The organism is Candidatus Binataceae bacterium (assembly GCA_035508495.1).
In the GTDB taxonomy this organism is placed as follows: domain Bacteria; phylum Desulfobacterota; class Binatia; order Binatales; family Binataceae; genus JASHPB01.
Window position 1 is genome coordinate 1 of the sequence record DATJMX010000009.1, and the last position, 24,278, is coordinate 24,278.

At 61.8% G+C, this 24,278-nt stretch carries 22 protein-coding genes; 7 read left to right on the forward strand and 15 right to left on the reverse strand.

The features are described from left to right. Window positions 1-509 (reverse strand): alcohol dehydrogenase catalytic domain-containing protein (locus VMA09_02895; protein ID HUA32525.1); only part of this gene is annotated, 509 nt, incomplete at its 3' end. A 130-nt stretch (window positions 510-639) separates the two neighbouring features. Here VMA09_02895 and VMA09_02900 point away from each other — a divergent pair. Further along, entirely contained in the window at window positions 640-1,104 is a 465-nt protein-coding gene (locus tag VMA09_02900) for a universal stress protein (protein ID HUA32526.1), read from the forward strand. A 60-nt stretch (window positions 1,105-1,164) separates the two neighbouring features. Beyond that, entirely contained in the window at window positions 1,165-1,563 is a 399-nt protein-coding gene (locus VMA09_02905; GenBank protein HUA32527.1) for a nuclear transport factor 2 family protein, read from the forward strand. Window positions 1,564-1,932: 369 nt separating this feature from the next. On the opposite strand, the gene VMA09_02910 is transcribed toward VMA09_02905, so the two are convergent. The 4 genes from VMA09_02910 to VMA09_02925 are packed head-to-tail and all read right to left on the reverse strand — an operon-like array spanning window position 1,933 to window position 5,999. After that, window positions 1,933-2,202: a MoaD/ThiS family protein gene (locus VMA09_02910; GenBank protein HUA32528.1), complete on the reverse strand. Its 270-nt coding sequence runs from the start codon at window positions 2,200-2,202 to the stop codon at window positions 1,933-1,935. Window positions 2,203-2,253: 51 nt separating this feature from the next. After that, window positions 2,254-4,542, reverse strand: a complete 2,289-nt coding sequence (locus tag VMA09_02915; protein ID HUA32529.1) for a xanthine dehydrogenase family protein molybdopterin-binding subunit — start codon at window positions 4,540-4,542, stop codon at window positions 2,254-2,256. 42 nt (window positions 4,543-4,584) lie between these two features. Beyond that, the gene (locus tag VMA09_02920; protein ID HUA32530.1) at window positions 4,585-5,088 is read right to left on the reverse strand and encodes a (2Fe-2S)-binding protein; all 504 of its coding nucleotides are present in this window, start codon (window positions 5,086-5,088) and stop codon (window positions 4,585-4,587) included. A 41-nt stretch (window positions 5,089-5,129) separates the two neighbouring features. Beyond that, on the reverse strand, window positions 5,130-5,999 hold the full coding sequence (locus VMA09_02925; GenBank protein ID HUA32531.1) for a xanthine dehydrogenase family protein subunit M: 870 nt from the start codon (window positions 5,997-5,999) through the stop codon (window positions 5,130-5,132). Window positions 6,000-6,254: 255 nt separating this feature from the next. On the opposite strand from VMA09_02925, the gene VMA09_02930 reads away from it, so the two are divergent. Further along, a complete protein-coding gene (locus VMA09_02930) occupies window positions 6,255-9,689 on the forward strand; it encodes an adenylate/guanylate cyclase domain-containing protein (GenBank protein HUA32532.1) in 3,435 nt (1,144 codons plus the stop codon). Between the two features lie 31 nt (window positions 9,690-9,720). Further along, window positions 9,721-10,230, forward strand: a complete 510-nt coding sequence (locus VMA09_02935) for an NUDIX domain-containing protein (GenBank protein ID HUA32533.1) — start codon at window positions 9,721-9,723, stop codon at window positions 10,228-10,230. 279 nt (window positions 10,231-10,509) lie between these two features. Here the strand turns inward: VMA09_02935 and VMA09_02940 are convergent, their stop codons facing one another. The 6 genes from VMA09_02940 to VMA09_02965 form a co-directional block, all read right to left on the reverse strand. Then, on the reverse strand, window positions 10,510-10,959 hold the full coding sequence (locus tag VMA09_02940; protein ID HUA32534.1) for a hypothetical protein: 450 nt from the start codon (window positions 10,957-10,959) through the stop codon (window positions 10,510-10,512). Between the two features lie 66 nt (window positions 10,960-11,025). After that, window positions 11,026-12,552, reverse strand: a complete 1,527-nt coding sequence (locus VMA09_02945) for a hypothetical protein (GenBank protein ID HUA32535.1) — start codon at window positions 12,550-12,552, stop codon at window positions 11,026-11,028. A 294-nt stretch (window positions 12,553-12,846) separates the two neighbouring features. Beyond that, window positions 12,847-13,944, reverse strand: coding sequence for a phosphotransferase family protein (locus tag VMA09_02950; protein ID HUA32536.1), 1,098 nt, complete (start codon window positions 13,942-13,944; stop codon window positions 12,847-12,849). A 99-nt stretch (window positions 13,945-14,043) separates the two neighbouring features. Next, window positions 14,044-15,234: an acyl-CoA dehydrogenase family protein gene (locus VMA09_02955; GenBank protein ID HUA32537.1), complete on the reverse strand. Its 1,191-nt coding sequence runs from the start codon at window positions 15,232-15,234 to the stop codon at window positions 14,044-14,046. A gap of 265 nt (window positions 15,235-15,499) precedes the next feature. Further along, window positions 15,500-16,246, reverse strand: a complete 747-nt coding sequence (locus VMA09_02960) for a class I SAM-dependent methyltransferase (GenBank protein HUA32538.1) — start codon at window positions 16,244-16,246, stop codon at window positions 15,500-15,502. Next, window positions 16,243-17,001: a class I SAM-dependent methyltransferase gene (locus VMA09_02965; GenBank protein ID HUA32539.1), complete on the reverse strand. Its 759-nt coding sequence runs from the start codon at window positions 16,999-17,001 to the stop codon at window positions 16,243-16,245. Before VMA09_02965 ends, VMA09_02960 begins: the two co-directional genes overlap by 4 nt. Before the next feature lie 52 nt (window positions 17,002-17,053). On the opposite strand from VMA09_02965, the gene VMA09_02970 reads away from it, so the two are divergent. Then, the gene (locus VMA09_02970; protein ID HUA32540.1) at window positions 17,054-17,566 is read left to right on the forward strand and encodes a MarR family transcriptional regulator; all 513 of its coding nucleotides are present in this window, start codon (window positions 17,054-17,056) and stop codon (window positions 17,564-17,566) included. A 15-nt stretch (window positions 17,567-17,581) separates the two neighbouring features. On the opposite strand, the gene VMA09_02975 is transcribed toward VMA09_02970, so the two are convergent. The 4 genes from VMA09_02975 to VMA09_02990 all read right to left on the reverse strand — a co-directional run bounded on the left by VMA09_02975 (window position 17,582) and on the right by VMA09_02990 (window position 22,263). Further along, a complete protein-coding gene (locus VMA09_02975) occupies window positions 17,582-18,265 on the reverse strand; it encodes an amino acid racemase (protein ID HUA32541.1) in 684 nt (227 codons plus the stop codon). Window positions 18,266-18,825: 560 nt separating this feature from the next. After that, window positions 18,826-20,532: an alpha/beta fold hydrolase gene (locus VMA09_02980; protein HUA32542.1), complete on the reverse strand. Its 1,707-nt coding sequence runs from the start codon at window positions 20,530-20,532 to the stop codon at window positions 18,826-18,828. A gap of 17 nt (window positions 20,533-20,549) precedes the next feature. Continuing rightward, window positions 20,550-21,557 (reverse strand): phosphotransferase family protein, encoded by a 1,008-nt coding sequence (locus tag VMA09_02985; GenBank protein HUA32543.1) that lies wholly within the window; start codon window positions 21,555-21,557, stop codon window positions 20,550-20,552. Window positions 21,558-21,612: 55 nt separating this feature from the next. Beyond that, window positions 21,613-22,263 carry a glutathione S-transferase family protein gene (locus VMA09_02990; protein HUA32544.1) on the reverse strand — a complete coding sequence of 217 codons (651 nt, stop codon included), beginning with the start codon at window positions 22,261-22,263 and terminating at the stop codon, window positions 21,613-21,615. 115 nt (window positions 22,264-22,378) lie between these two features. Here VMA09_02990 and VMA09_02995 point away from each other — a divergent pair, with 115 nt between their 5' ends. Further along, entirely contained in the window at window positions 22,379-23,599 is a 1,221-nt protein-coding gene (locus tag VMA09_02995; GenBank protein ID HUA32545.1) for a tetratricopeptide repeat protein, read from the forward strand. A gap of 57 nt (window positions 23,600-23,656) precedes the next feature. Further along, window positions 23,657-24,278: peptide-methionine (R)-S-oxide reductase MsrB (msrB, locus tag VMA09_03000; protein HUA32546.1), on the forward strand; the 622-nt coding region annotated here is incomplete at its 3' end.

Genomic DNA, 24,278 nt, shown 5'->3' on the forward strand with positions numbered 1-24,278 from the left:
CCGTTGAGCGCACCGAAGTAGCTCGTTGGCAGAATATCCGCCAGGAAGACTGCCGCTTCATCGTCGATTCCGTTGGGGATCGGGTAGCAGGTGTAGTCGGCCAGCGGCACGTTGACGGCCTCGGCTTGCTCGCCGCCGAGCCATCCGAGGTTGCGCGCCGAGTTCTTGCCGTAGCCGAAGACGGCGCCGCCGCTTTCTGCGCATTGCGAGGGCTGGCCGCGGCGGCAGAAGAAGCATCCGCCGCAGGCGACCAGGCCCGATACGACGACGCGCTGGCCTTTGCGCAGATGCGCGACGCCTTTGCCAACTTCCTCGACGACGCCAACGCCCTCGTGACCGAGCACGAAGCCGGGCTCAATCGGGAATCCGCCGTGGTAGAAATGCAAATCCGAGCCGCATATAGCCGCCCGTGTGATACGTACAATCGCGTCGGTCGAAGCTTTTAGCTCCGCGTCCTTGACCTTCTCGACGCGGACGTCATGCGGTCCGTGAAAAACCGTGCCTTTCATAAGCCAAGCCTCGTGCGGGCGCGTTCAGCGCCGGTATAGATTCCGATGCGTCGGGATAATTGCACAGTCCCGGACTCGTTTGCAGCGGCGGCGAGGTGCATGATAATTGCACTTGGTTCGGAGGTTTTCCATGATTCAAAACGTCAAGAAGATTCTTGCCCCGGTAGACTTCTCCGAGTTCTCAATGGACGCCATGCGCGGCGCCAGGGAACTAGCCGCCGACGTCGGCGCCGAGATCCATCTCGTTCACGTCGTCGTGCCGCACTTCCATTTCATCCCGCTCCCGCTTGCGACCAGCGGCGACCAGAGCTTTGAGCTCACCCGCGAAGCGGCGATGACGCAGCAGGCTGAAGAAGAGCTCGCTCGCATCAAGAAGGACGAATTCGGCAATTCGGCCAAGGTCTCAACCGCGGTGTTGAAGGGCGCGCCGGTCGACCAGCTCGTCCAATATGCGGAAGAGAACCAAATCGACCTGATACTGCTCTCGACGCGGGGCCGGACCGGAGCGGCGCGCGTGATGATCGGCAGCGTGGCGGAAAAGCTCGTGCGCCTGGCGCAGTGCTCGGTTCTCGTATTACGCCGCGCGGCAGCCTGATCCGAGTAACGACACAATTGAATCGCCGTTCGTGCTAGCGCGAGCGGGAGGGTGCTGATCATGAGTCTTGAGACGCAAAAAGAAACCGCGCTTTCGTTTCTGAAGAGCTTCGAGAATCCCGATCCCAAGCTCTACGAAAAAATTCTCGCTGACAATTTTGAATTCGAGATGATGGGCCGGCTGCCGGGCATTGCGCCGATGCGGGGCAAAGAGGCCTTCCTCAAAACGATGCCGGCCACGTTGAAGGCGATGTTTCCCAAGGGCCTGAATCTGAAGTTCCACACCGTGATCGCCGAGGGGTCGCATGTCGCGATCCAGTGCGAATCGGACACGACGGCGGGCAACGGCAAGAAGTACGCGAACCGGTATCACTTCTATTTTCGTTTCGCCGGCGACAAGATCGAACAAGCCCGCGAATATAACGACGTAAATCACGTCCGCGAAGTCTTCATGAGCTAGGCGCAAGCGCCCACGCCTTTCGAATCGCAACGCTAACGGGGCATGCCGTAACGATCGCAGGCACGCCCCGTAGTCTTTTTGCCGACCGGCAATTGGGGTTTGGTCAGTAAGTGTTAAGAATTCCCCAAGATGCGCCAAGGGACAAAAAATTAGGGCCAGACGGATAACTCCGCCCGGCCCTGCGCCAACCGGGAAAAGGGGGGCAAACCCCGGCCAGCAAGAGTATTGTACGCAAGTTTAAGCGCGTTGCAACAATTTCAGATGCTAAAAAAAATCGACCGTGCGTTTAATTTTGTCATCTAAGAACCCACCGAAACTAATGATTGTTACCGAGCGACGGACCAACAAATTGGTAGGATAGCGCGCCTATCAGGATGAACCGCCGCCGATTGCGGGCAGGAAGTGAACCTCGCTCGACGGGCCGATTTTCTCCAGAACCCCGCCCGTTGCTATCTCCCCGTCTACAGAGACCGCAATCGAAGGGCGCAGGTCGCCGTCCAGGGTAAGCTGCTCACCAAGGCCGGGAAACTTCGCGTCGAGATTACGAATCAACTCGCGCAGTGAGCTTCCGGCGATCTCGGCGCGATCGACACCGCCCGTGTATTTGCGCAGCAGCGAAGGAATTACGACGCTTGCCATTGAAACGAAAAGGGCCGGGTCAGCCCGGCCCTTTCTCTACATTTTGTCAAGTTAATCCGCAGCGGCGGATTGGGTTGAGGCGCGATTTTTCAGGATTGCCTTGAGGATGCGCGGCGGCGACATCGGCAGCGTATCCATGCGGACGCCAATGGCCCGATAGATCGCGTTGGCGAGCGCGGCCGGCGGCGGCACAATCGAAACTTCGCCGACACCACGAACTCCCAGCGGATGCCCCGGGTTTGGCACCTCGACGATTGCCGTCTCGATCATCGGCAGGTCGAGGCAGGTCGGCATTCGGTAGTCGAGTAACCCGATGTTACGGAGGATACCCTTGTCGTCGTAGAAGTATTCCTCGTTGAGGCCCCAGCCGATGCCCTGCGCGGTGCCACCTTGCATCTGGCCCTCGACATAGCTCGGATGAATCGCCTTGCCGGCATCCTGGGCGATGGTGGCACGGAGGATCTGGACCTTGCCGGTATCAGGATCGACTTCGACATCGACGCAGGTGGTAGCGAATCCCGGTCCGACGCCGCGCGCATTGACGCTGGCGCGACCGGTGATCGGTCCGCCGGTGCGCGCGAGCTTGGACGCGAGCTGCTTCAGGCTGAGCGGCGGAACGCCGTTGCCGATCGCGCGGAAGGAGCCATCGACGAATTCGACTTCCTCGGTCTTCTTCTCGAGCACTTTGGCGGCGCGTTCCTTGAGCTGCCGTATCGCGTCTTGCGCGGCCTCGTACACGGCCGTTCCGGTGGCGAACGTTACGCGGCTGCCGCCGGTCACGTCGGTGTGACCGATTGAGTCCGTATCGGTGACGACCGGGCGCACATCGCTGACTGACAGTCCCAGGACTTCCGCGGTAATCATCGCCATCGACGCGCGCGAGCCGCCGATATCAGGCGAGCCGGTCACGACGCTCGCAGTGCCGTCGGTGTGAATATTGACCGTCGCCGAGGACTGCATTCCGGCGTTGAACCAGAAGCCCGAGGCGACGCCGCGGCCGCGATAGGGGCCGGTCAGCTTCGATTTGTAGTGCGGGCTGTTCTTGATCGCCTCGCAGGTCTCGATGAAACCAATCGCCTTGAAAGGGGGTCCAACGATCTGCGCCAGGCCTTCCTTGACGGCATTCTTGATTCGGAAATCGAGCGGATCGAGGCCGCATTTCTCCGCGAGCTCATCGACCACCGTCTCCGACGCCATCGCGGCGTTGGTCGCACCAGGCGCTCGATAGGCCGCCGTCTTGGGGCGGTTCACGACCACGTCGTAGGCGTCGATTACGAAATGCTCGATAGCGTATGGCGCGATGATACACATCGCACCGGCGCCGACCGGCGAGCCCGGAAAGGCGCCGGCCTCGTAGGCCATCCAGATTTGCGCCGCGACCAGCTTGCCGTCCTTGGTCGCGCCCATCTTCACTTTGATCTTCGAGCCTGAGGTCGGTCCCGAGGCGCGCAGTACTTCCGAGCGCGACATCGTGAGCTTCACCGGATGCCCGGTTTTCTTGGAAAGCAGAACCGAGAGCGGCTCTAGATAGATCGTCGTCTTGCCGCCGAAGCCGCCACCGATTTCCGCCGGAACGACTTTGATCTTGCCGACCGGCATGCCCAGCACCTGCGCGCTCAGCGAGCGGACATCGAATGGGCCCTGCGTCGAGCAGTAAATCGTGGCCTGCCCGTCGTTGTTGTACATCCCGACGGCGTTGTGCGGCTCGATGTAGCCCTGATGGACCATCGCGGTGTTGAATTCGCGCTCGATGATGAAATCCGCCGACTTGAACCCGGCTTCGAGGTCGCCGCGCTTGAATTGGTAGTGCTGCGCGACGTTGGTCTGCTTGTCACCTTCCTCTTTGTTGCGCAGATCGCTGAGCAGGATTGGCGCGCCCGGCTTCATCGCAACATCGACCGTCATCGCGGGCGGCAAGATTTCGTACTGGACCTCGATCAACTTGAGCGCTTCTTCCGCGATATGCGGGCTCGTCGCCGCCACGGCCGCGATCGCATGGCCGTCGTACAGGACCTTGCCGCGCGCCAGGATGTTCATCGAGAGGTAGTGCGGATTGATCGCCATCTCGCCGGCCTGCTCGATCTTGCTCTCGGCTTCGGGCAGATCGGCTGACGTGACGATGGCCTTCACGCCGGGCAGCTTGAGTGCCTTCTCGAAATTTATCGATTTGATAATCGCGTGGGGATGTGGGCTGCGCAGCACTTTGCCGTGCAGCATCCCGGGGAACGCGTAGTCGGCGCCGTAGCGTGCGCGGCCGGTGACTTTATCGACGCCGTCGTGGCGAATCGGACGAGTGCCGATGACCTTAAATTTTTTGCCCTGACCGTTGGTTCCTTCCATGACGAGACCTCGTGGCTAAACGGTTGAATCCGTGGGCGCGCCTTAGCGCGCGGCGGCCTTGCCCTCGTTCGACGAACGCAGCGTCTGCGCCGCATCTTGTACTGCACGGACAATCTTGTCGTAACCCGTGCATCGGCAAAGATTGCCGGCCAGTGCGTAACGAATCTCGGGTTCAGTCGGATTTGGGTTGCGATCGAGCAGGCCCTTGGCCGCCATCAGGAAGCCGGGCGTGCAGATTCCGCATTGCAGGCTCGCATGCTCGAGGAACTTCTGCTGCAGCGTATGCAGCCGGTTGCCTTCGGCGAGCCCCTCGACGGTGGTAATCGTTTTGCCTTGGGCCTCCGGGCCGAACATCAAGCACGAGCACACGACGCGCCCGTTGACGTTGATGCTGCAGGCGCCGCAGTCTCCGGTCAGGCATCCTTCCTTGGCGCCCGTCAATTCCAGCACGTCGCGCAGGCATTCGAGCATGCTCTGGCGCGGCTCGCAGAGAAATTCGACGGTTTCGCCGTTAATTGTTGCTTCGACCAGTGTCTTCTTGGACATGTCCGCTGTCCCTTAGCCTCTGGGATTTTATGTAAGTTGAATTACTTTTTGCGTGCGCGCTCCGCAGCGATCAGCAAAGTGCGCCGGGTCAGAACTCCCGTGATGTGCTTGCGATACTCCACCGTACCGCGCATGTCGTCGATAGGCGCCGCCTGTTCGCTGGCGAGCCGCGCGGCGGTATCGAGGGCGGCATCGTCGAGCTTTTTACCGATTAGAGATTCGGCGGCTTTTGCGCCAAGTAGAGGAGTCGCCGCGACGGCGCCGAGTCCGATTCGGGCCGCAGTCACTTTGTCGCCATCAAGTGTCACCGACGAGCCGACGCCGACGATCGCGATATCCATTTCGTTGCGCGGGATCAGCCGCAAATAGGCATCGGAGGTATGGGGCGCAGGTGCGGCCGCAAGCAACTCGACGAGCAGTTCGCCGGGCTGAATCACGGTGCGGCCGGGCGACAGCACGAACTGCTCGACCGGAACCTCGCGCTCGCCGTTAGGCCCGACCAGGCGCGCTCGCGCACCGATCGCGATTAGCGCCGGCGTCGAATCCGCAGCGGGCGATCCGTTGCACAGGTTGCCGCCGACCGATGCGCGATTCTGAATCTGCAGCGAGCCAATCAGATGCGCCGCCTCGGTCAGACCGGGATAGTTGCGGCGCATCACTTCGCTCTCGTGAATCTCGATACACGAAGCGGCCGCGCCAAGCCGCAGGCCGGTCTTTGCATCGAACGAGATGTTGCGCATCTCCTTGATGTTCTTGAGATCGACCACGTAGTCGGGCGTCCGCACTCCGGCGCGCATCTGGATGATGAGATCAGTGCCGCCGCAGAACGGCCGCGCCTTCTCGCCATGCGCCTTCAGCAGACCGACCGCCTGGTCGATCGTAGATGGAGCTTCGTAGTTAATCGCGTGCAAAAGAAGAACCTCCACGTCGGGGAGTTAACCCGTATCAAGTTTCAATAGCCTACTTGGCAAGCCTCGAAAAGGGGCCAGCCATACCGATCGGTGAGGACAAACAACTGCCCTCAACGAAACTGGGCCGGATGTAGACTCGTCGAGATTTCCAACCTGAGCCTCGCCAATCGAGGCTCTTGGTGTCGTTATCGGAACAATGCCGCGTTTCGGGAGTGCGCGCCAGGTGTGTTAATCATCAACAAGACAACTGACACCATGCGTTGCGCGTCCTGCAATCACGACAACCGCGCCGGGCGCCGCTTCTGCGCGGAATGCGGGGCCGCGCTCGCCGCGCCGTGCGCCGCGTGCGGCGCATCGAACGAGCCCGGCGAGAAGTTCTGCGGCGGCTGCGGGTGCGCGCTTTCCAACGCGCCGGCGGCCCGCCTTCCATCGTCAGCGGCGCGTGCGGAGACTCCCAGGACGGCGCTGCGGGTTCGCCCGGAAGCGACGATCGGCGAAATTCCCGAGGGCGAGCGCAAGACGGTCACGGCGTTGTTCGCCGACATCAAGGGCTCGACCGAGCTGGAGCAGGACCTCGATCCTGAGGAAGCTCGAGCGATTGTCGATCCGGCCCTGAAGCTGATGATCGATGCGGCGCGGCAGTATGACGGCTACGTGGTGCAATCGACCGGCGACGGTATCTTCGCGTTGTTCGGTGCGCCAGTCGCTCACGAGGACCATCCTCAGCGCGCGCTGTATTCAGCGATTCGCATGCAGGAGGAGCTACGGCGCTATGGCGCCAGGCTGCAAGCTGAAGGCCGTGCTCCGGTGGAGATTCGCATTGGCGTCAACACGGGTGAAGTCGTGGTGCGGCCGATCCAGACTGGCGAGGGCCAAATCGAGTACACGCCCATCGGTCACACCACCAATCTAGCGGCGCGCCTCCAGAGCATCGCGCGAACCGGGTCGATCGTCGCGAGCGAGCAGACACGCAAATTGGTGGAGGGATATTTCGAGCTGAAGTCGCTGGGTCCGACCAAAATGAAGGGCGTCAGCGAGCACGTGAATGTCCATGAAGTCACCGGTTTGGGGCCACTTCGAACCCGGTTGCAGCGCTCGCTCGGGCGCGGGCTGACCAAGTTCGTGGGCCGGCACTCCGAGATGGAAGCCATCAAGCGCGCGCTGGAGCTGGCGCGGGGCGGGCGCGGTCAAATCGTCGCTGCGATTGGCGAGGCCGGAGTGGGCAAGTCGCGGCTCTTTTACGAGTTCAAGGCGATCGCGCGAAGCGGATGCCTGACGCTGGAGGCTTTCTCGGTCTCGCACGGCAAGGCGCTCGCCTGCCAGCCGCTTATCGATTTGCTGAGAAATTATTTCGAGATCACTCCTCTCGACGACGAGCGTAAGCGGCGCGAGAAGGTAACCGGCAAGGTCCTCGCGCTGGACCGCGCTCTCGAGGACAGTCTGCCCTATTTGTTTTCGATGCTGGGAATCGGCGAAGGGGCGGAGTCGCCGGTCCTCAACGGAGTCGATCCTCAACTGCTGCGCAAACGCACCTTCGATGCGCTCAAGCGGATGCTTTCGCGCGAGAGTCTCAACCAGCCTTTGCTGATAGTTTTCGAGGACCTTCATTGGGTCGATAACGAGACGCAGGAGTTCCTCGACCTGCTGGCCGATGGCATCGCGAACGCGCGAGTGCTGCTGCTGGTCAACTATCGTCCCGAGTACCGGCACGATTGGGGCGCGAGAAGTTACTATACTCAGTTGCGGCTCGATCCGCTGGGAAAGGACAGCGCCGAAGAGATGCTCGGCGCGCTGTTCGGCGAGCAGGCGTCGGCTAAAGACGGCGCCACGACCCGCGACGGACTCCAAGCGCTCAAGCGGTTTATCATCGAGAAGACCCAGGGCAATCCATTCTTCATGGAAGAGATGGTGCAGGCGCTGTACGACCAGGGCGCGCTTGTGCGCGACGGCGGCGGCGTGACGGCGGCTATGACGGTCGCCGAGATCAAAATCCCGGCGACGGTGCAGGGAATTCTGGCCTCGCGAATCGATCGTCTGGTGGCCGGCGACAAGGAGCTGCTCCAGACCCTGGCCGTGATCGGCAAAGAGTTTCCGCTCGGCCTGGTCATGCGCGTCGCGCCCGGGCCGGACGAACAATTGCAAAGATCGCTCTCCAACCTCCAGCTTGCGGAATTCATCTACGAGCAATCGGCCTTCCCCGAAGTCGAGTACACCTTCAAGCACGCGCTCACGCTGGAAGTTGCCTACAACTCGATGCTGACCGAGCGGCGCAAGGCGATGCACGAGCGGATCGGGCGCGCGATGGAAGAACAATTCGCCGGCCGACTCGGCGATCACTTTGGTGAGTTGGCGCGCCATTACAGCCGCGCCGCCAAGCCCGCCAAGGCGATCGAATATCTGCGCCTTGCCGCTCAGCAGGCCGCGGAGCGCTCGAGCTACACCGAGGCGATTTCCTACGTCAACAACGGACTGGAAATCCTTGCCGGCTTGCCGCAGAGCGAGCAGCGCGATCGCGATGAGCTGCAACTGCGCGTAACGCTGGGCCTCTCGCTGATGGCGGCCGAAGGCTTCGACTCCGATGAAGTCGAGAGCGCTTTCAGGCGCGCATCGGTTCTGGCGCGAGAACTCAAGGAGACGATCTTTCAGTTCGCAGTGTTAAACGGCCTGTGGGGCTTTCATTTCACTCGCGGTCACGTGAACCAGGCCGTGGAAATCTCTCAGGACATGATGGCCGTCGCCGAGCAATTGAAGGATCCGGAATCGATCAGCTCCTCTCATACCGCGATGGGAGCGGCGCTTCATTACGCCGGGGACTTGCCGGCCGCTCGCCGCCATCTGGAACAAGCCGCCGCCGTGAAGAACGCATCCGGATCACGGGCTGGGAGTTATCACTTTGGCCCGGACCCCACCGTAATCTGTCTCACCACTTTGGGCGGGGTGCTGTTGGAGCTGGGCTATCCAGACCAAGCGCTGAAGCGGGCGAAGGAGGCGATGGCGGCCGTTGATGCCGCCTCCGACCCGTTCAGCATGGTGATGGCGATGGTGTTTAACGGCGAGGCTCACTGTGCGCGCCGGGAAGCCGCCAAGGGCGGAGAGTTGGCGCGCGCGGTCGTGGCGATGTGCGAGGAGAAGGGTTATCCATTCTGGCTGTCGGTGGGACGAAGAATGGTCGGATGGGCTCTAATGTTGCAAGGGCAGCTGAGAGAGGCCATCGATCTGATGGAGGAAGACTTACAGCGATTCACTGGGCCTGCGGCCGAGATGGTTCACTATCGATCCTTGCTGAGCATCGCCGACTGTTACTCACATATCGGCGAGCCGCATCGCGCTCTCGCGTTACTAGACCAGTGGCATGCGCTCCGCGCTAAGGTCGAACTTAACATGGCCGACTCTTACTACTATCGCCTGCGCGGCAGGCTGTCTTTCCGGGCCGGAGCCTACGACGAAGCCGAGGCGAGCTATCACAAGGCGATAGAGGCGGCGAGGATCCGCAACAGCAAGTCGGATGAGCTGCGCGTGGCGACAGAACTCGCGTTGCTGCTCGACAAGCAGGGGCGTCGCGACGAGGCATGCCGGACGCTCGCGGATACCTATGGATGGTTCACCGAGGGCTTTGACACCGGCGACTTGAAGCAAGCCAAGTCGCTGGTCGAGGAGCTGTCGGCGCGTCCCGTCTCTGGCGAACATTGATAGGTACGCGACACGCCAGAAGGTGCGCGCAATGTCAGATCGAACGATGGTGACATTTAGTTCTGGCGGGGCCGGTTTTACGTATCGGGTCGGCGCGATCATTATTCGCGACGACCACGTGCTTCTGATGCGCAACCTCGCCGAGGATTATTGGTTCGTGCCAGGCGGCCGGGTCGAAATCGGCGAGCCTGCGGAAAAAGCTCTTGCGCGAGAAATCGCAGAGGAGTTGAACGTCACGGCCAGCGTGGAGCGACTAATCTGGATAAACGAGAATTTCTTCCGCGCCGGACAAACGTACCAACATGAATTGGCCCTCTATTTCAGCGTCGCAATACCTGCCGAGGTTCATTCGGACCTCTCGATGACCTTCTACGCTGACGAGGCCGACGGTTCGCGATTCGAGGTGGCCTGGCACCGGACGAAGACCCTCAAAGACATCTACCTGGTACCCAGCTTCCTGAGTGAAGCGCTTACAAACATACCAGGCAGTGTTCGGCACGTGATTCACGTCGACGATTCCGCTCGCGATTGGATATCTTGAACTGACTGCGGATGTTCACCCGAACTCTTCGGTTCAAACGGGAGTCGCTCGCTTGTTATAGCGGATATCCACGCTCAAAAGGTGCGAGCCATACCGATCGGTGAGGAACTTCGATGCGCGCGCCAGTTTCGACTGGAACCCGGCGGCAAAGCAGCTGAGATAACCTGCGACAAAGCCATCACAACGAGCCGAGACGCGCGAGAGTGATCCAGAAAACGAAACCGCGCGGCTCCGAGGAGCACGCTGCGGTTCGTTCCGCTTGTCGTCCAGCAATACTTCTTACTTGAGTTTGATCGCCAATACCGGAATTACTTCCTCACCGTTTTCGATGTCCTCGATCGTCAGGTTACCTTGCGCGAGGCTGTCGCCGACCATCACGCCCTCGAAGGTGTAGGTGTCGAGGATGTCGATCTCGAGCTGCTGACCGAATTTGCCGCTCCCGACGGATGCACCGCCCTCGATCAGACCGCTGAAACCAGGTACTTCCGCATCTAGCAACGCGCCGGAGGAATCGACCGTCACGGAGATCTTGGAACAGTCACGCGCAGGCAGCTCGCAGGTGAGCGTCCACGTGCCGGCGATATTCGGAGCGGCAATCTTCGGAGCAGGCAGAGTGAGCAATCCCGCGCGCGCCGAACCCGAACCAGCCACCAGCAGAGCTGCCGCGATCGTCAGCGCACCAAGCCAGGAGTTTTGCCACCGTATGATTGAGATTGAATTCAGCTTCATAGCGAACATTCCTTCGATTGCTTGTAACAGTTGATGCCGTCGCTTTCGGTCAACTCAGAGTCACCGCTACGGACACTGAACTGATGTCGCCTGGAATCCGTTCTCGAAACTCGTCCATTCCTGGAACGGAATCAGCTTATCGACGCGATAGCCGAAGCCCTGCGAGGTTTGGTGCATTGTGAAGGTCGAAGGCTGCGGTGTCGCGTTCGCGCATTGAGTGACTGCGGGATTCGTGCAGGTCGCGTTCAACGCCTCGGCGATGCTCCTGCATCCCGGGCCCTGGAGCGGGTCGGCGGTGCTGCCATTGCCGGTGAATCCAAAGATGTCCCAGAACTTGTTCTTACACACCGGGCTGAATTCAAAGGCATTGATGCCGAGGAAATAGTTGTTCGGCAGCGGGGAAGGATTCAGGGCGAGCGGGAAGACGCAGTTCATCTGCCGCGCCACGAAGGTTGCCTGGGCGGCTTCGAGCCGGCTCGCGTCGCGGTTGACGCCGTACTCGCCGAAGAAGAGCGGCGGCACGCTGTTCCATGCCGTCGTGCCCGGGAATCCCGACTGGTATCCGGCGGTCGTGTCGCTGAGGAAGGTATTGATGACTTTTCCGTCCTCGAACGGGTTGATTACCGCGACGAATCGCGTTGTCCAGAAGTCAGAAGGGAAGGCGGGAAGGACGACGGCCGCTTCGCCGCCGCGCCTATATGACGTCGGCGCGTTCTGGAACGCGGTCGACAGGGCGATCAGCGGCAGCACTCCGCCCGGAGGACGCTGTCCCGGATGCGACTGATGATAGACCGCTTCGGCCGCAGCGAATTCGGGCGGCTGCGGAGCGTTGTCGGCGCGATAGTTGATACTGTCGCGGACCGCGAATGAAACCGGCACCGCTATTGGCAGACGGTTGGCCGCCGGGATGTTGCAGTCGTTCTCGAGCTTGAGCAGCGACTGGATAATGAACGTTACCTTCTCGGTTCCGGCGCGCTCGAAGTCGAACTCATTCATGATGCCCCAGACCGCCGCGCCCGTGTGCGGTGTCGATGAGCATCCGGGATAGATCTGGTTGAAGATGGCCTTGATGTTGTTGAACGCAGGATTGTAACCCGCTTTGGCCGGATCGATTCCGCAGCAGGAAGCGTCCGTCAGCGATGCGGTGAAGTTCGAAATCGGAACCATCACCTTGATGCCCGCCGCTGCCGCAGCGTTCAGAAAGCTGTCATGGTTGCGAGCCGGGTTCCAGTTGTAGAGATGCAGGAAGTTGACGCCCGCAGCCTTCATCGTTTGAAGGTCATTGCGCGCTCCCGAGACGCCGTCGTCGCCCCACAGCGCCTTGAAATCGTTATTGAAAAAATCGGAGTCCTCGTAAACGAAAGAGCGATTCGCCGCTGGTCCGCCGTTGACTCCGCCATTGTCCCCCAGCGGATCGTCCGACGGGGTCGGGTCATACGACGCGCCCTTGATTGGACGCAATGCTTCGATCGTCGCCGCCAAGGGGGCAGCCTGCGCCTGCGAAACGAAGTCATGCCCTTTCACTGAGAGCGGCAGAATCGCGCCGCCGATCGTCAGGAATGCGATCGCCGTCCGGATGCTCCATCTACGCATCCGCGGTTCAGAGCGGTGCGACTCGAGTTGAGGACTTAGACTCATAGCATTGATCCTTTCTTTTCTTCGACTTTAATTCGCTTTTGGGCGAATTTAGGAGATAGCCCCAATCTGCGATCCGCAGATCTCGCAATGGAATCGAACTCAGAATTTTGACGAGCGCATTCTGCTTCTATTCACCATAAATTCTAGCGAATTGCGATATGGAGAATTTACGGGGAGAACTCAACGGGCGAAGAATCGCGATACGGCGACACGCCGCTACTAAAGGGGAGGCCAATTGGAGGGCGGGCGCTACTCTTTGAAGCCCTCGCGGCGAGCGACGAGCGCGGCAGCGTGCGCGAGGCCCGGGGCGAAGCCGCCCATCTGCGCGAAGCGCGGATCGGTGGTCTGGCCGCGCACGTAGCGCACGTAGATCTGCTCGACGACCGTGGCCGTCTTCCAGTGCGCCCAGGCCCAGTAGTAGCCGATATTGCTCATGTCGCGACCGGTGCGTTTGCCGTAGCGCTCGATCAGTTGCTCGCGGCTCAGAAATCCCGGCCGCAGCGTCGGCACTTCGCCCTGTGAGGTCAGCAACAGTTCGTCGGGATCGGTTTTGTCGCGCCAGTAGTTGAGCGCGATTCCGATATCGACCAGCGGGTCGCCGAGCGTCGACATCTCCCAGTCGAACACGCCCGTGATGATCCCCGGGTCCTTCGCATCGACCATTATGTTGTGGAGGTAGAAATCGTTGTGAATGATCGCGGGCGGCTGCGCCGGCGGCGTATGCTCGAGGAACCACGCGCCGAGCTTTTCCATCAGCGGCACTTCGCGGGTCTTGGCCGCCTCCCAGCGCTTCATCCATCCGCTGGTCTGGCGATTTAGGAAGCCCTCGGGCCGGCCGAGCGTCTCGAGGCCGATCGCCTTGTAATCGACACTGTGAAGATCGGCGGCCGCATCGATGAATCCTTCTGACAGGCGGCGCAGCGACGCCGGATCGGTCGGCATCTCGGGCGGCAGGGGCTGACGCTGCTTGATGACGAGGCCGTGGCGCCGTTCCATGACGAAGAACGGCGCGCCGATGATCGAAATATCGTCGCTAAAGACCATCGCGCGCGGCGCCGGTTTGAAGACCTTCCACAACTGCGACAGCACCTTATATTCGCGCGCCATGTCGTGGCCGCCCACAGGCAACGGTCCGAACGGAGGACGACGCACGACCCATTCCTGATCGCCGAAGCGCATCAGGTAGGTCAGGTTCGAGGAGCCGCCGCGGAACTGTTTCACTTCGAGCGGCTTGTCCGCGCCCGGCAGCTTGTCGCGCAGGAAGGCCTGGAGCTTGGTCCAGTCGAGCTGCTCTTCTTTGCGGATATCGCCGAATTCTGCGGATAGATCGATCGCTTCGTCAGCCATGGCGGTGATTATATTTCGATGCGTCAGATTTGCGAGAGCCGGGAATGAAAAACGCCCGCGCCGAATCGACGCGGGCGTTTGGATTCGAGTTGGACTAGCTCACTTCCATTTGCGCAGTTCGCGGCGCGCGATGGTCTGGCGATGCACTTCGTCGGGACCGTCGGCGATTCTGAGCGCGCGGCTGTTGCGCCAGAAGCGCGCGAGCGGGAAATCGTCGCTCACTCCGGCCGCGCCGTAAAGCTGGATCGCGCGGTCGAGTACGATCATCACCATGTTCGCGCACTGCACCTTGATCATGGAGATTTCGTTGGCCGCGGCCTTCTTGCCCTGGGTGTCCATCTTCCACGCCGCGTTCATTACCATCAGGCGGCAGGAATCGATCTCGATCCGCGAGTCGGCGATCCACTGCTGGATATTGGCCTTGTCCGCGAGCAGGCTGCCGTGCGTCCAGCGATTGAGGGCGCGCTTGCACATCAGCTCGACCGCGCGCTCGGCGATTCCGATCGTGCGCATGCAATGATGGATTCGACCGGGGCCGAGGCGCGCCTGCGAAATCGCAAAGCCGTCGCCCTCGCGTCCAAGGATATTCGTGATCGGCACCTTGCAGTCCTTGTAGAGGACCTCGCAATGGCCGCCGCCGCCGGTATGGCCCATCACGGGCACCGGGCGGACGATATTGAAGCCGGGAGTATCGGTCGGGACGATGATCTGGCTGGCGCGCCGATGCGGCTCGGCGTCGGGATCGGTCACGACCATCGCGATTGCGAAGGCCGATCCGATCGCCCCCGACGTAAACCACTTGTGTCCGTTGATTACGTAGTAGTCACCCTGGCGGACCGCCCGCGTTTTGAGCTGCGTCGGGTCGGAGCCCGGAGTGTCGGGCTCCGTCATCGAGAAGCAGGTGCGGACCTCGCCATCGAGGCACTTCTGCAGCCAGCGATCCTTCTGCTCCTGCGAGCCGTACTCGGCAAGGATTTCCATGTTGCCGGTGTCGGGCGCCTGGCAGTTGAAGGAGCGCGCGCCGATCGTGCTGCGGCCCATCAGCTCGCAGAGCGGCGCGTATTCATGATTGGTCAGCCCGGCGCCATGCTTGGGATCGGGCAGAAAGAGGTTCCAGAGCCCCTCGGATTTGGCGCGCTTGCGGATGTCCTTGAGGACTTGGGGTTCCTCGTGGCCGTCCTCGCCCATCTCGTCCTGGACCTGCTTTTCGGCAGGATAGACGTGTTGGTCCATAAAGGCGGAGACGCGCTTGCGCAGCTCTTCGGTTTTCGGCGATAGCGAAAAGTCCATTCGGTCCTCGCAATGATCTGATGAATTGCAAAAAGAGCAATAACCCAGATTCATCTGGATTAGCAAACCGTGTCTGACTCACCGCCGCGCTGAGTCATCGCAGAGGTTAAGTGGGGCGGGCGTCTCTTCCCGCCATGAAGACGCCGCGCTGCTCGCCTTCGATGGCTGTTAAGGGTGGCGCAGAGAGGATTCTGCGCGATCAATGGCGGGCAGGGACGCCCATAGGGACGCCCACCCCGCTACTTTCCAGCCGGGACCAATCATTTTACGGCCTCTGCATCACATAGAAGACGTAGCCGTAGGCGTCTGAGTACTTGCGAAAAAGATCATATTCGAGCTGCGCTTCGTCGAGCCGCGCGGCGATCTGCGGATCGCTCGGGTGACGCGCGCGGACCTCGTGGAGGCGCGCTTCGCCGGGTTCATAATAGTTCCAGAAGTCGGTGACGGGCAGGACGAAACTCTGGATGTTCTCGTATCCGGCATCCGCGGCTGTTCTGCGATTTGAATGAATCGTCGTGAGCGCGGGATAGTTCTTTGCCCAATAGTCGAGTGCCCCCGCAGGCGGATTGTCCGTCAACCAGGTCAGCTCAGATACCGCGAGCCATCCTCCGCGTTTCAGGAACCGACGGCAGGCGGTGAGGCCAGCGGCGAAGCCCATGATGTAAATCGCGCCTTCCGACCAGATGAGATCGAACTCCTCATCGGCGAACCGCATCGCGAGCATCGAACAGTGAAGCGCCGTGATCTGATCGATGACTCCAGCCGCGCGTGCCCGTGCTTGAAGCTCGGCGAGAAATCGCGGGAACAAATCGAGTGCGATGATCATGCCGCCGGTCGCGCGCGCGAGGTCGACCGTCTGCGCACCGGGGCCGCAACCGATATCGAGGATACGCGGACGTGGCGGCAATCCCGACACCATCGCGAGCGCGCGCAGCGTCGCCTCGGTCGAGCCGGGACCCTGGCGCGGCAGGCCCTCGGTCAGCTCACGGAAGAGATCGTCATCTTTGATCACGCGGCTGGCTTCGCCGCGGCGAATCTAAGCCGCACGTAGTCGGCGATCCAAGTGCCGCTCGAATCCTTCAGCTTTGGCGCCAGCTCGCCTCGCACCTCGTCGATGAAGGCCGGCCGATCAGCCGCGGGCAGCTTGATGATGAAGCTTTCGGCGAAGGTCTCGAGCCATCCGCTGACGTCGCCGGGCAGCGGCGTCGGCCGCTGGATCAGCTCGATATAGTTGACGCGAAAGCCGCCGCGCTCCAGGCACGCGCTGTAGTCCGCCACAGTTGGGAAATACCAGGGATCGGCTGCGCGGCCGTCGATACCGCGGCGGTCGAGGGCCGCGATCAGCGTCGTCCTGATTTTCTCGACGCAGCCGACGCCGCCCATCTCGCCCACGAAGCGCCCGCCTGATTTGAGCGCGCGATAGACGCATGCGATCGCGTCGTCGGCGCGCCGCACCCAGTGCAGCACGGCGTTGCTGAACACGGCATCGAACTCGTTATCGTAATTCAGCGCATCGGCCGACATTACCCACGCATCGAGGCCGAGGCGCCGCGCCGCTTCGATTTGTAATGGACTGGCATCGACGCCGACCACGTCGCATCCCATCGCCGCGAGCTTCTGCGTAAGCGCGCCGTCGCCGCATCCGAGGTCGAGAATCCGCTCTGCGGCGCGCGGCGCGAGCAACTCGACGACCGGCTGGCCCAGGTCGGCGACGAAGCGGGCGTTTTTCGCATAGCGATCCGGATCCCAAGTCTGCGGCTGTGTCATGGCTGCCCTCCAGTGCTCTTGCCGATTTAGTTAACTCTAGTAAAATATATCTGTGCCACAACAATTGGAGCGATTCAACCGGATTCACGAGGCGATCGAGCAGCTCCGCGCCCTGGCCGAGGTTTTCGAGCGGCGGCGCGCGGCGCTGGCGCGCGGCGCCGGGCTCACGGTCGAGCAATGGCGCGCGCTCGAAGCGATCGCAACCGAGCATTTCATGCCTTCGATGTTCGCGCGCGGGCGCAAAAGCTCGCCCGCCGCGGTGTCGAAGATCCTGCGCCAGTTGCTCGAGGCTGGTCTCGTCACGGTGGCAGTCGCAAGCCGAGATCTGCGCCAGCGCAGCTACGCTCTCAGCCCGCGCGGGCGCCGCACGCTCGATGCGCTGCGCGAGGCACGCCGCGCCGCAATCGACGCCATCTGGATAGATCTGCCATCCACCGAGGTCGATGCGTTCGACCGCTTCACCCGCCGCCTCATCGCGAGAATCGAAAGCTACGAGCGCCGCACTCCGGGCAGCACGAAACCGCGGACACGATCACGAAAGCTCGGCGCGGTGGCCGCTCAGTAGAATCATCGCGAGGAATCAAAGGATCGCTTCGCGCAGGGCTGCGCGGGCAAGGATGCGGGTGGAATCGAGGATTGGAAGCGGAGAATCGTTTTGCGTTAGCAGCAGCGGAATTTCGGTACATGAGAGCGCGACGGCGTCGCAGCCTTGCGATTTCAGGCCGTTGATTACGCCGACGAAGTACTCGCGGGATGTTTTTTCGAAACGGCCGTTGACCAGCTCGTCGAAGATGATCTGATTTATGCGCGCCCTCGCCTCTGCGTCCGGGATCACGTGTGCGATTCCGTGCGCGGCGAACTTCGGCGGATAGACCGGGCCTTCCATCAGGTAGCGTGTGCCGAGCAGGCCTACGCGCCTGAACCCATTTTGTGCCGCAGCGCGCGCGACTTCTTCGGCGATATGAATCCATGGCAAGGGCGAGCGGTCGATGATCAAATCGATCGATTCGTGCGCGGTGTTGTCGGGGCAAATCAGGAAGTCGGCGCCGACGCTAGCGAGCTTGCGCGCCGATACGAGCAGAAGTTCCCCGACCTTGCTCCAGTCCTCATTGGCGATGCGCGCGTATTCTCCCAGCGGCGTCGTATGCATCGAGACCTCCGGATGCATATGCGCGCTCGTCATCGCTGGCGCTTCGGCGCAGATCGTCCGGTAGCAGAGCGCGGCGCCCTCCGCGCTCACCGCGACGATCCCGATGTGTTTCATGAGTGAATCTGCACTTTGCGCGATCGACCCACATCCTATCGAAGTCGGCGCGTCCGCCGCTGGTGATTGTTCCCGCCCGTTCCGCATATTCGTACTCCGCCTCGGACGGTAGACGATAGTGCTTGCCGGTCTTCTGGCTCAGCCACTCGACGAAGGCCTGCGCGTCGTCCCAATCGACGGCCACCACCGGATCGTTGCCGGTCTGAGGGATGCCAGGGATTTTCCACTTGCCACTCGCGTTGTAGCCGCTGGCCGATAGGAAGGCGGCATACTCGTCGCGCGTGACGGGAACTTTGCCATCGCAAAGGCGTTCTTGATTGTTACCTGATGCTGATCGGGATACTTGCCCATCATGAAGCTTCCGGCTGGCACGACCACCATCTCCGGGCAATCCGGACAATCGCGGAAGGTCGTGCCTGGCTTGGCGCCGCCATATGAACAGCCGAGCAGAAGCAGGCTCAATAGCAGGCCTGATAGAGCCGCTGTACCGCACACGCTAGTCCTCATATATCGGCGCAAAGCCTCGGCGGTCATTGCCGGCTCTCGACATCAGATGCACTTCAGATTGTTTCGTGGACGTAGGTGCCTGGCGCGGGCTCCATCGGCTTGTGCTGCGCGTTGCCGAGCGCCGCGGGCGCGGGTTTCTCGTTGCCCGAGCGCGCTGCGATCCACTTAATCCAGTGATCCCACCAGGTGCCTTTGTTCTCGGTGCTGCTGTGCAGCCATTGGTCGGGATCGTCGGGCGTCTGCGCGCCCGTGTAATAGCGCGATTTGAAGTTGCCCGGCGGCGCCACGAGGCTCTGCACGTGGCCACTGGACGCGAGCACGAACTCGACGCGTCCGCCGAACATCTCCGTCGAGCGATAGCATGCACGCCACGCGCAGATGTGATCGGTCAGGCCGGCGACGAGATACATGTCATTGCGCGTCGCGTGCAGATCGATCGGCGTGCCGAGAATCGTCACCGCATTTGACCGCGGCAGCGGATTGCGCAGGAACAGATCGAGAAATCCCGCGTGCAACTTGGCCGGCAGATTCGTCGAGTCCGCGTTCCAGTAAAGGATATCGAACGGCGCTGGCGAATTGCCGAGCAGATAGTTGTTGACCCAGTAGTTCCACACGAGGTCATTCGGCCGCAGCCACGCGAAGATACGCGCCATGTCGGCGCCTGACAGGACACCCTCGCGCGCCGAGCGTTCCATCGCAGCCTTGATTGCTTCGTCGGTCGCGAACATCCCGGTCATCGAGGGCAGGCTCGTATCGAGCATCGTCACGAGCAGCGTTGCGGCGTTGACGCGGCGGTCGTTCGCCGCCGCGAGATGCCCGAGCATCAGCGAAGTCGTGATCCCACCCGCGCAGATGCCGAGCACGTTGACATCCGGACTGCCCGTGATGTCGCGCGCGGCGTCGATGGCCTCCTGGCATGCCGACACGTAGTCGTCGAGGCTCCAGTTGCGATTGTCGGGCTTAGCGTTGCGCCAGCTGATCGCGAACATCGCGATGCCATGCTTCACCGCGTACTCGATAAAGCTGCGGCCGGGCGCGAGATCCATGATGTAGTACTTGTTGATCTGCGGCGGAATCAGCACCAGCGGCCGCTCGTAAACCTTCTCGGTCTGGGGCGCGTACTGAATCAGCTCGAAGAGCGGTGTGCGATGCACGACGACGCCCGGCGTCATGCCGAGATTGCCGCCGACCTTGAACGGGCGCTTGTCCACCTGCGACGGCATCGCGCCGTTGTTCCACAGGTCTGACAGGAAGTTACCAACGCCGCGCGCGATACTCACGCCGGCGGTATCGAAGGCGCGCTTGAGCGCGGCCGGGTTGAGAATAGGCGAATTGGTCGGCGAGATCGCCTCGGTCAGCAGCGTCACCGCGAACTTCTGCTGCTCGCGTTCCTTCCAGTCGTACTCGTCTTCATCGGCAACCAGATCGTGCATCGCATGGCGCCACGCGAGGTAGGACTGCATCACCCGTTTGAAGAGCGGATGCTCGTGCCATGCCGGATCGGTGAAGCGGCGATCGCCGGGCTCGGGCTCGATCGCCGATATGCCGCCTGCGATCTGCGCGAGCTCCATCCCGAGCTGCATCATGCGCGTGCCGACCGACGCGGGATGCGACGCGAGATGGCCGAAGTAGAGCGCCATCGTCTCGACCACCTGCTTGGCGTCGAAGCCGACGAACGGATTCGCGCCGAGGATCGCGCCGAGCGCGGGATGATTGTCGTCGATCGGCGGTGGCTCAGGATATTTCCGCGCAGCTTCCAACTTGTCCGTCCTTTCGCTCAGCCGAGCACTTCGAGCCCGTGCTCGAACATCGTGGGCGCCGACTTGGCGATATCGAGCCAGTGCGGATCGTCGCGCTTGCCGCGCCGATGGAGCATCACGTTGAAGCAGGTGATGACGCCGAAGCGATAGCCTGCGAATGCGCGGAACCATCGTACTTCACCGGCCGAGACCGGGAACGTTGCGGCGGCGGCATACGCTTCGAACAGCTCGTCGGGGTTCATGATCGAGCCGCGCACCGGGTCTTCGTCGACGAAGCTCTCCGAGTCGGCGAAGAATGAAATCCAGCCGAGGTCGAGCAGCGTCGGGCCGATCGAGGAGATCTCCCAATCGATGAGCGCGACCGGCTTTTCCTCGTCGAACAGCAGGTTTGCCCACTGGAAGTCACCGTGAACGCATCCGATGCGCGCACCCGTCGGGACGGACGAACGCAACCGCTCGCGCAGCTCGAACGCGCGGCCGACATCTTTCGGGTCGAGCGTCGGGCGATCGAGCAAATAATCGAGGCGCGTGAATTCCTCGCTGAGCGCAAACGGGTCGCCGAATGCCGAGCGGCGCGGCTCCCAAGGCATCGCATGCAGTGCGGCCATCGTCGCCATCCCCATCCGCGCCAGGCGCTTGATGTGATCCATCGGCAGGGTCGATTCGCTTAGCTTGAAGCTGTCGACAAAGCCCGCGACCAGGTACGGCCGCCCGAAGAATTCCTCTTCGCTGCCATGCCAATAGATGGGAGGCACCGGCACCGGAGTGCCCGCGAACGAGGCCATGATGCGCGCCTGGCGCTCGATATCGGCGGGGCCGGAGATCCTGACGTTGGGCGCAGAGATCCGCACGACCATTTTGCCCGACGGCACGCCGCCGTCGCTGCGATCGAGAATGAAGCTGTAGCTGAAGCCGGCATGCCCCGGCAGCGTCTCGAGCGAATGCGCGCGCGCGCCGGAGTCGCCGGTCTTGGCGCGGACGAGCGCGTTCAACTGCGCGACAGTCTTTTCCGATATGTCTGACATCGCTGAAATAACTTCGCCGCCCCGCGCGCCGGGCGCGGAGCGGCTGATGCTGACGTTATCCCTTCATCCCGGTCTTCGCCGACGCCGGATGCAGACTCGCCTTGGCGCTCGGCCGCGCGCCGATGCGCTGGAACCATGCGTTGACGTTCTTCAGCGACGGATCGATCTTCTGGCCAACGCCGGCGCCGAAATCGAGCGCGCAATAAAGAATGATGTCGGCGACGGTCAGGCGATCGCCGGCGATGAACTGCTTGCCCTCGAGCTGCTGGTCGAGCCACTTCAGGTTGTCCTGCACGGTGGCCTTAAGCCCGGGCGCAGCTTCCGGCACGAGTCGCATCCGCGACTTGAAGAGGTCGGCGCCCTCGGCAAAGCGGAAGCCGTTGTAGAGGAACTCCGTGATCTTGAGCTCGATGCGGCGCTGCCACTGGCGCGCCTCGGCGCGCTCTTCGGCGGTGGCGCCGATGAGAGCCGGTGTCGGATGTTTCTCTTCGAGGTATTCCCAGATCGCGACCGTCTCGCCGATACATTTGCCGTTGTCGAGCTCGAGCGCCGGCAACTGTCCGCCGGGATTGCGATCGGTGTAAGGCGGGCGCCGATTTTCGGCCCCCATCAAGTCGACGTCTTTGGTTGGGATGCTGATGCCTTTTTCGGCCAGGAACATACGCATCGCACGCGGGTTAGGCCCGAACGAATCGTAGAGCTGCATTGTCGCTCTCCTTTGGGATAAATCGCCGCGAATATACAACAGGCCATGCCGCCGCTGAAACCGCGATGTGCGGTGCTTGTTGCGCGCTTGGGAACCGGTCAGGTACGAATCTGGGATGCGTTTTTGTCCTCATTGCGGTGCGCCGCTCATGGCCGGCGCCAAATTCTGTGTCGAATGCGGCCGGTCTCTCGATAAGGGCGCGAGCGGAGGCGGTCCCGCCACCGCAGATAAGAGCGTCGTGGCGCGCACGATGCGGATGATGCCGATGACGGCGGCGTTCGTCGGCGTCTTCATCGGTATCACGATCGTGGGCCTCGGCGCGGCCGCGTGGATCATGCTGAAGACGCCGGGCACTGTGCGCGCGACGCTGGCGAATCCTCCGGCGCCATCGCAAGATTCAGGCGCCGCACCGGCCTCGTCGAGCAGCGCCGGGCAGCTGCCCGCGGGGCATCCGAAGATCGAGCTGCCCACGGAAGCGCGCACGTTTATCGATAAGGTCGAGAAGGACGCCAACGCGAAGCCTAACGATGTCGTCGCGTGGAACCGGCTCGGCACTGTCTCGATGCGCGCGGCGATGTTCGATGCGTCGTACTATACGAAGGCGCAGGACGCGTATGCGCACGTGCTGAAGCTTCAGCCCGACAATCTCGACGCGCTGCGCGGAATCGGCGATATCGACTACGACAAGCAGCACTACGATGAAGCGATCGCGGCATACGAGCATTTCCTCAAGCTGAAGCCCGACGATCCCGAGGTCCGCACCGATCTCGGCACGATGTACCTCTACACCGGCAATGCCGACCAGGCCGTCGTGCAGTACAAGAAGGTGATCGCGGCGAAGCCGGACTTCTTCCAAGCGTACTACAACATGGGTATCGCCTACGCTCAGGAGAACAAGGGCGCTGAGGCGGCGGCCTCGCTCAACAAGGCGCTCACGCTCGCACCCGACGACAACTCCAAGTCGCAGGTCAAGGATCTGCTCGCGAAGCTGAGCGGGGCGCCGGCTACCGGCGGTGCAACGACTGCTTCGAGCAGCGCGGGAGCGCCGTCCGAGGCGGCCTCGACCTTCCACGGGGCGGTCGAGCAGGTCGTGCGCGGACTACCGATCGCGGGCCCGAAGGTGGGATCGGTGGAATGGTCGGGCGATACCAAGGCGCGCGTGATGTTCGACAATTTCCCGATGGACCAGATGCCGCCGTTCGCCAAGGACAAATTCCTGAGCGATCTCAAGGCTGGTATCGACTCGGCGAAGAAAAGTCACAACGTCTCGACGCCGGTCGAAGTGGATTTGGTCGATTCATCGAGCGGCCGCGTGATGCAGTCGCTGACTGAATAGTCAGCTCCGCACGAGCGTCGGAACCTATGGAGATTCGACGCAGTTATCTCTAGTGAGATGATCCCAAAATCGATGCTGCACAATAATCGGTCAGGTCTGAACATCATTAGCAGGCGCAAATTCCTCGCGGCCGCATCGGCGATTCCCGCGATCGCGGCGTTGGGTTATTTCGCCTGGCGCGGCGCTACCGACGCGATAGCTGACGAGGCCACGCCGGCGCCCGGTATCCAGAAAGTTTCGATCGTCGAGTTCACTGATTCGGGAATGAGAAAGGGCCTGGTTATGGAAGACAAAGTCGTCAAGAGCGACGCAGAATGGCGCAAGCAACTGAACGCTGAACAATACGATGTGACCCGGCGCGCCGGAACCGAGCGTGCTTTCACGGGCGAGTACTGGGCCAACCACGACAAGGGCCTCTATCGATGCATCTGCTGCGGCAACGCGCTGTTCAGCTCGGATACCAAGTTCGAGTCGGGCACGGGATGGCCGAGCTTCTGGCAGCCGATCGCAAAAGAGAATGTCTCGACGAGGAGCGACAGATCGCTCTTCATGACACGCACCGAAGTACGATGTTCCAAGTGCGACGCGCATCTCGGGCACGTCTTCGATGACGGTCCCAAGCCGACGGGGCTGCGCTACTGCATGAACTCGGCCGCACTGAAATTCATCGGCGAAGACA